At 36.4% G+C, this 6,973-nt stretch carries 13 protein-coding genes; 7 read left to right on the forward strand and 6 right to left on the reverse strand.

The window, feature by feature from the left end; all coding sequences use genetic code 11:
- Window positions 1-271, forward strand: a 271-nt coding sequence (locus tag C1642_RS15420; RefSeq protein WP_146035343.1) for an aminotransferase class III-fold pyridoxal phosphate-dependent enzyme, incomplete at its 5' end; no start/stop codon positions are given.
- A 50-nt stretch (window positions 272-321) separates the two neighbouring features.
- Here C1642_RS15420 and C1642_RS15425 read toward each other — a convergent pair.
- The 3 genes from C1642_RS15425 to C1642_RS15435 all read right to left on the reverse strand — a co-directional run bounded on the left by C1642_RS15425 (window position 322) and on the right by C1642_RS15435 (window position 1,837).
- Window positions 322-753 (reverse strand): CBS domain-containing protein, encoded by a 432-nt coding sequence (locus C1642_RS15425; RefSeq protein ID WP_000156920.1) that lies wholly within the window; start codon window positions 751-753, stop codon window positions 322-324.
- Between the two features lie 140 nt (window positions 754-893).
- Window positions 894-1,268 (reverse strand): DUF2750 domain-containing protein, encoded by a 375-nt coding sequence (locus C1642_RS15430; protein ID WP_001087274.1) that lies wholly within the window; start codon window positions 1,266-1,268, stop codon window positions 894-896.
- A gap of 335 nt (window positions 1,269-1,603) precedes the next feature.
- A complete protein-coding gene (locus C1642_RS15435) occupies window positions 1,604-1,837 on the reverse strand; it encodes a hypothetical protein (protein WP_000616034.1) in 234 nt (77 codons plus the stop codon).
- Between the two features lie 215 nt (window positions 1,838-2,052).
- On the opposite strand from C1642_RS15435, the gene C1642_RS15440 reads away from it, so the two are divergent.
- The 6 genes from C1642_RS15440 to C1642_RS15465 all read left to right on the forward strand — a co-directional run bounded on the left by C1642_RS15440 (window position 2,053) and on the right by C1642_RS15465 (window position 6,332).
- Complete coding sequence (locus C1642_RS15440) at window positions 2,053-2,412, forward strand: hypothetical protein (RefSeq protein WP_000185571.1); 360 nt, start codon at window positions 2,053-2,055, stop codon at window positions 2,410-2,412.
- A gap of 100 nt (window positions 2,413-2,512) precedes the next feature.
- Window positions 2,513-2,839, forward strand: a complete 327-nt coding sequence (locus C1642_RS15445) for a hypothetical protein (protein WP_031379666.1) — start codon at window positions 2,513-2,515, stop codon at window positions 2,837-2,839.
- A gap of 107 nt (window positions 2,840-2,946) precedes the next feature.
- Complete coding sequence (gene ftsY / locus C1642_RS15450) at window positions 2,947-4,053, forward strand: signal recognition particle-docking protein FtsY (RefSeq protein WP_001187342.1); 1,107 nt, start codon at window positions 2,947-2,949, stop codon at window positions 4,051-4,053.
- Window positions 4,054-4,241: 188 nt separating this feature from the next.
- Entirely contained in the window at window positions 4,242-4,838 is a 597-nt protein-coding gene (locus C1642_RS15455) for a nitroreductase family protein (RefSeq protein WP_000102943.1), read from the forward strand.
- 225 nt (window positions 4,839-5,063) lie between these two features.
- Window positions 5,064-5,735, forward strand: coding sequence for a DUF2057 family protein (locus C1642_RS15460; protein WP_103236550.1), 672 nt, complete (start codon window positions 5,064-5,066; stop codon window positions 5,733-5,735).
- 72 nt (window positions 5,736-5,807) lie between these two features.
- Window positions 5,808-6,332, forward strand: coding sequence for a GNAT family N-acetyltransferase (locus C1642_RS15465; protein WP_103236551.1), 525 nt, complete (start codon window positions 5,808-5,810; stop codon window positions 6,330-6,332).
- A 12-nt stretch (window positions 6,333-6,344) separates the two neighbouring features.
- Here C1642_RS15465 and C1642_RS15470 read toward each other — a convergent pair whose 3' ends face one another.
- The 3 genes from C1642_RS15470 to C1642_RS15480 form a co-directional block, all read right to left on the reverse strand.
- Window positions 6,345-6,644: a cyd operon YbgE family protein gene (locus C1642_RS15470; protein WP_085916945.1), complete on the reverse strand. Its 300-nt coding sequence runs from the start codon at window positions 6,642-6,644 to the stop codon at window positions 6,345-6,347.
- Window positions 6,645-6,746, reverse strand: a complete 102-nt coding sequence (cydX, locus tag C1642_RS15475) for a cytochrome bd-I oxidase subunit CydX (RefSeq protein ID WP_000270276.1) — start codon at window positions 6,744-6,746, stop codon at window positions 6,645-6,647.
- Between the two features lie 13 nt (window positions 6,747-6,759).
- The coding region (locus C1642_RS15480) for a cytochrome d ubiquinol oxidase subunit II (RefSeq protein WP_171304712.1) at window positions 6,760-6,973 on the reverse strand (214 nt) is incomplete at its 5' end.

Below are 6,973 nucleotides of genomic sequence, written 5' to 3' on the forward strand. Positions count from 1 at the left end.
TGCAGCAGTAGTGGGTAATTATATTGTTGACCAATTACGTGCTCAATTGTCGGATAAGAATGTGCAAGTACGTGGTTTCGGTATGATGATTGGTATCCAATTACCTAAAGATTGTGCTGAGCTCGTTGCGATTGCTCGTGATGAATACAAACTTATTATTAACGTTACGGCAGGTTCGGTGGTGCGTTTATTACCGCCAATTAACATGACACAAGCTCAAGCTGATATTTTGCTAGAGCGTTTAGTTGCATTAATTACGAATTATCTTTAAGTTTAAAAACAATAAAAATGGGCGTTAATCGCCCATTTTTATTTTTGTATTTAGCCTGAAATATATTGTTTTAATTGTTCAATCAAAACTTTTTGGTCTTCCATAGCGGCTTTAACCAAGTCACCAATTGAAATGAAACCAACCAATTTTCCATTATCTAATACAGGTAAGTGACGTAAATGACGATCGGTCATGAGCTGTAAACATTCTTCAACCGTATTATTTAAACCTACCGTAATCACTTTTGCTGTCATAATTTCAGCAACTGTAGTGCTATAAGATGAGCGCTCCATAAGCGTTACTTTTCGTGTGTAATCGCGTTCAGATAATATTCCAACAACTTGTTCACCTTCTGCTACGACTAAAGCACCAATACCTTTTTCAGCCATAATCGTAATTGCTTCGAGGACAGTTGCTTCGGGTGAAATTGTAAAAATGGCTTGTTCAGATTTGTTCTTAATTACTTGTGCAACGATAGTCATTTCTTCTGTCCTGTTGTTTTATCATTTTGATTTAAATTAGCTCGATTTTTGAAAAATGCAAAGACTTGCTAGTCATTCAAATATAAGTTTTATGTTCAAGCGTTCAAAAAGCACGCTATATTGGGTAGCTCAAAGAAACTTTAAGCTACCTGCCATTTTGGATGATTAAAAAAGAAATGATGCATTTGCTGTGTAGATAACTTCAACTTGCGATGAGATGAGTTAAATAAAGCAGGAGTGACTTTTAACCGTGTTAAAGTAGGTAATAAAGATTCATGAAAGTCTTTTGGGGTAATTTTTCTTGGCTTGTAATTGGGCCAGTGAGTTTTGGCGTATCGATGTGCTTGTACTCCATTTAGCCAGAACGGAAAAATAAAATCTTCCTGATCTGATTTAATGGCCCAGCCTTCATCAAATAGTCCCCACAGAACCCCGCAGTACATCATGGTTCTTAAAATATAAATCTTGATCATCAAGTCTTTAGAAACCGGTTGTAGATTACTTAAACTGTTCATTTTAAATTTAAAGGTTTTCAACTTGTCCTGCTTATTATAAGAGAACCACATGACATTTCAGTTTAAACAGGTGTCAAATCGTAAACAAATATTGATGAGTAGAAATATCTATACAAATAAATGCTGGATAAGGGGTAATTTCTAAGTCACGACTGTAGTGGCGAAGTAAGGCTTTAGGCAAATAGGTAATTTTGGTTTTGTATAGGTATAAAAAACGCCACCTGAGCAAGACAAAGCGACTAAAGCTTTGGCGAAGCGCAAGATGAACATAGTTATGGTTAATTTGTATTGAACTTTTTACAGGTATAAAAAAACGCCACCTAAGTGACGTTTCTTTATGCTTGCATCGTGGCTAGTTTCTGCCAGTATTGTGCTTTCATGGAATCACGTTCAACACGGAAACCTTGGTAGTATAGTTCTGCTAAGAACAAAGCAGCTTTACCGTGACCAGCACGAGCAACTTCTTCTAACTGTGCAACTGCATCTTGGAAATTCATTTGAGACTGAATTGTGTTAACCGCAGTTGCGTATACATGTTCTAAATCATGATGAGAGATACGTTGAATCATATAAAACTCCTTATTGTAATTATGATTACTTTTTCTAAAGGCCACTGCCTTTGAACTAATTTAACTTAGAATTGTTAAACTAATATTACAAATTAATGGATTTGTCAACTATTGAGAAGCATCAATTAGTTCACTATTAGGATACATGATTAAACATTATTCACAAATAATTTTGAGTAAAATCAATATGAGAATAAAAGACAAGGAGAATAACTATGACAAATACTATTGATGGCTTTGTTTTTGATAATCCTCCTAAAGAGGAGCAAATCATAGAACTTGCCCATTACCATCGTAAATTATTAGACGAAGCAATTTTCCATCAAGAAATACATTTAGGGGATTATTGTTTAGCACAAAGAAAACGGGTTTTCGACTATGCTCGTCAATTAGACCCTAATCAAAAAGCTTGGTTCTATCAAGTTTATGATGGTGAACTTAGAAAAATTGCAGATGAAGATGAATTGCACCCAGCAGATGCAGAAGAAGGTTTAAGTATTTTTGCTATGCTATTAGTATTAGTTATTATTGCTGCAATTTTATACTTCTCTGTAATTCGTTCCTTAATGGGCTAGCAATTGTCATCCAGTAAGGTTAAAGAATAATAGCCTTACTGGATTTTGACCTTGTGCTGAAGTGCATTGAACCCTACACTACATTCATTAGAGGTAGGTCATGCTCACATTCAAAGAAAATTTTCTTAAATTAAAGTCTGAGTTAAAGGCAGATCAATGTTTTAATCTGTTTTTGATTATTATCATTGGCTGTATTTTTATGCTGTCTTATTTGGCATTACTACGTCCTGTGAATTCAGAACAGTATCAACGAATTGTGCAACTTTCTCGACAGGCTACTTATCCGAGAACTCAAGATATGGCCGAGTTGATTATGGCTCAATCAGAAATTCATAGAGCAGAGTATTTAAAGTTAATGCATGCTTATCAGTTTGAACATGATCACATCAAGCAATATCCTGCATTAGCGCAAGAAGATACTCAATAAGTATTGTCTTTATTTCAAAAAGGTTTTGCACGCTATTGAAGCAGGCAAAAATTTGAATTTATGCTAAACTTTCCGTTTTTTAACACGCTGCTTTTCAAGGAATCGGCATGCAACAACAATCGAATATGCAAAATAAATTCTTGATAGATGCTGAGATCGGGGATGACGATGTCACATTGCCTAATTTACCTGCTATCGATGTTCCTATCGTTGAGTCACCTGTTAAGCAAGAAGTAAAAGCTGAAGAAGTTGTCGAGGCTGCACCTTCTACAGAACCTGAGCAACCAAAATCTGGTTTCTTTGGACGAATGAAAGAAGGCTTGAGCAAAACTCGTCGTAATTTCACCGATGGGATGGTTAATATCTTAATTGGTGGGAAAGAAATTGATGATGAGTTGCTTGAAGAAGTCGAAGAGCAATTATTAGTTGCAGATATTGGTGTTGATGCAACAAAAACGATTATTACCAACTTAACTGAACGTACTGCTCGTGGTGATTTGATCTATTCACATTCACTTTATAAAGCCTTGCAAGAAGAGCTGGTTGCTTTGCTTGCTCCACGTGTGAAGCCTTTGCATATTGACCCTAATAAATCACCTTATGTGATTTTAATGGTTGGGGTAAATGGTGTTGGAAAAACAACTACTATTGGTAAGTTGGCGAAGCGTTTACAAGGTGAAGGCAAAAAAGTGATGTTGGCGGCAGGTGATACATTCCGTGCTGCTGCTACTGAACAATTGCAAATCTGGGGTGAGCGTAACGATATTGCTGTAGTTGCTCAAGGTCATGGTGCCGATAGTGCATCAGTTATTTTTGATGCTTTTGAAAGTGCGCGAGCTAAAGGTATTGATGTACTGATTGCAGATACTGCGGGCCGTTTGCATAACAAAAGTAATTTGATGGAAGAGCTTAAGAAAGTTAAGCGTGTTATGCAAAAAATTGATGCAACAGCGCCTCATGAAATTATGTTGGTTGTAGATGCGGGTACTGGGCAAAATGCAATCAACCAAGTACAAGAATTTGACCAGGCTGTCGGTTTAACAGGTATTACCATTACTAAGTTGGATGGTACAGCAAAAGGTGGAGTATTATTTAATATTGCTAGTCGTACTCATGTGCCAATTCGTTTCATTGGTGTGGGTGAAAAAATTGATGATTTAAGACCATTCTCGGCGAAATCGTTTGTTGCAGCACTATTTGAAACTGAAAAATAATTCTTAGCCAAGACTTAAAAAAACCTCACAAAATAGTGAGGTTTTTTTATATCCATATCTTTTTTTATTGTTGCGAAAATAAAACGAACTGTCATATTTTTAATGCTGATTATAAGAAATGAGTTCCATAGACTATATTCATTCCCAAACAACGGCCCATGGTCAATTAAATAGGTAGGAAATAAAAAATGTCTACTTTCTTAGATAAAATTAAAAACCGTCGTACTATTTATGCAATTGGTAAAAATGTTGCATTAGATCGCACAAAAATTGAAGAAACTATTCGTGAAGCGGTTAAACATAGCCCATCAGCGTTCAACTCTCAATCTTCACGTGTTGTTACTCTTTATGGTGAATCACATGCTAAATTTTGGAATTTAGTTCGTGAAGCATTACGTAAAATTGTTCCTGCAGATGCCTTTGCCGGTACAAATGCAAAGATTGATAGCTTCGTTGCTGGTGTTGGTACAGTACTATTTTATGAAGATCAAGCTGTTGTTAAAAGTTTGCAAGAGCAATTTGAATTATATGCAGATAACTTCCCAGTTTGGTCTGAACATTCAAGTGCAATTGCTCAGTTTGCGACTTGGACTGCGCTTTCAGAACTTGGTTTAGGCGCATCGTTACAGCATTATAACCCGATTGTTGATGCTGATGCTGCTGAAGCATTTGATGTTCCAGCAACTTGGAAATTACGTGCTCAACTTGTATTTGGTTCTGTTGAAGCACCAGCTGGTGAAAAAGCATTTATTAGCGATGAAGATCGTTTTAAAACATTCAACTAAATTGAGTGGATGAAAAGAGTACCTAGAGGGTACTCTTTTTTTATGCTTTTAAAATTAGTTAGAAATTAATGATCAATAAAATAGGTGTTTATTAGAATTCAAAAAAATATTTTAAAAGCTTGAGCGGCGGCTTCGTAAACAGGAGGTTGTCATAAAATCGTCATAATCATATTGCATATTGCTCATGTTTTTACAAACTATTAAATATTACAGAGACGTGAACAGATGACTTTAAGATTAAGTGTCGCTGCGATGGGTTTATTACTCAGCGGTTCAGTATTTTCAGCAGTTACAATTACAGCGCCAGAGGAAATCGTAATCCTTGCGGTGAATGGTCAGGAAGTCAACTCTGGATTATTCCGTTCTTCTAAAAATAATTATAAAGTCGATGCTGGTGAGGCAAGCCTAAGTGTACGTTATCAAGAATATTTTGAGCATTTAAGTGGCGAACACGATATTGTTAAGTCAGGAGTGGTTACCATTCAAACTCCAGCGCTCAAAGATGGTCAAACTTATAAGCTTGCAATGGTAGATGCTCCAAAACAATTTGAACAAGCCAAAAAATATGCTGAGCAACCTACAGTGGCTTTATATAATTCAAATAATGAGTTAATTGTTCAACAAACTGGTGCCAATAATGAGGCAAGACCGTGGTTTGCATCGGGATTGCTAGGTAAGGTTACTGATTTCACGACTAAATCATCTAAACAACAACCTGACGCTGTGTATGCTGCTGCAATACCTACCACGACTCAAGCTAATGCGCCTGTTGCAACAACTATGCCTGCTACTGGTGTAGCACAAACTAATGATCAGCGCTTGGCAGAAATTTGGAAAAAATCTTCTAAAGCAGAGCGTCAAAAGTTTATGGCTTGGTTAGCTGAGCAGTCGAATTAATTGCTATTCAAAATAAAGCCGATTTAATATCGGCTTTATTTTTAGAATATTTTAAATAGCCTAAGTATATTTATGATCAAATTAAATTTCCGTTTAGCAGAATTTAGTGACATCCCAACACTAGTAGAGTTGATTAATCAGTCGTATAGAGAACAACAAGGTAGAAGCTGGACTACTGAAGTTGAATATGTAAAAGGGCAACGTATTAATAAAGAGCAATTGAAACATCAATTAGAATTACCTAATTCAGTATTATTAATTGGAGAAATAGATTATTCAAAAGTTGTTACATGTATTGGTCTTACATTTCAAAGCAATACAGTTGAGATAGGAACATTTTGTACAGATCCGCATGTTCAGAATATGAAAATAGGGCGTTCTGTTTTGGAGTACGCTGAACAATTTGCTTTACACAAAGTACCTGAATTGGACAGTGCAATCATGTATGTTTTAAATGTGCGTTCAGAGTTAATTGCTTATTATGAAAGACGCGGATATATAAAAACAGGTAACCATGAACCATATCCGCTTGACGCAAATGTTGGATTACCACTTATACCAATTAAACTAATTGAAATGAAAAAGGACCTCAAATGAGGTCCTTTTTGTTTAGGTTAGAAACCAGATGTAATAGCCTAAAAGCATGAGAGGCCAAGCTATCCATGGACTAAACAACCATTTCCATAACCAGAAGTGCGGCACAAAACCCACCCCATAAATGAAGCCTCCGGAAATACCCACCATCACCAGCATAAGCTGGCTATGATTGTAGTGTCCGTTTGCATCTAACATGAGGGAAGGATGCACCAGTAAAATTACAGCAAGCGGCAATGCCAACAGAAATGAAATGGCCATTGCGAATGCTTGAGCTTTTCGTTGATTTGATGCTGTCATTGCGGTTGCCATGATTTATTCCTCATCTAAATTTTGATGATGTTCGATATAAAGAGCGCTCAATACACCCGCAAAACATGCCATCAAAATCCCAAGAATCCATGCGAAATACCACATTTGTTTCTCCTTATTAGTACAGGCTATGCGAGTTTGACTCGATATGTTTGTTAGTAATAACGCCCCACATTTTGTAATACGACCAACTGGTGTAGATCAAAATGATCGGAACGAATATGCATGCAGCAACAGTCATAACCCCTAAAGTACGATGACTTGATACAGCATCCCACATTGTTAAGCTAGAGTTTGGATTAACACTCGATGGCAATAAAAATGGGAAGAGT

The organism is Acinetobacter sp. AKBS16 (assembly GCF_002899995.1).
Classification (GTDB): Bacteria; Pseudomonadota; Gammaproteobacteria; order Pseudomonadales; family Moraxellaceae; genus Acinetobacter; species Acinetobacter baumannii.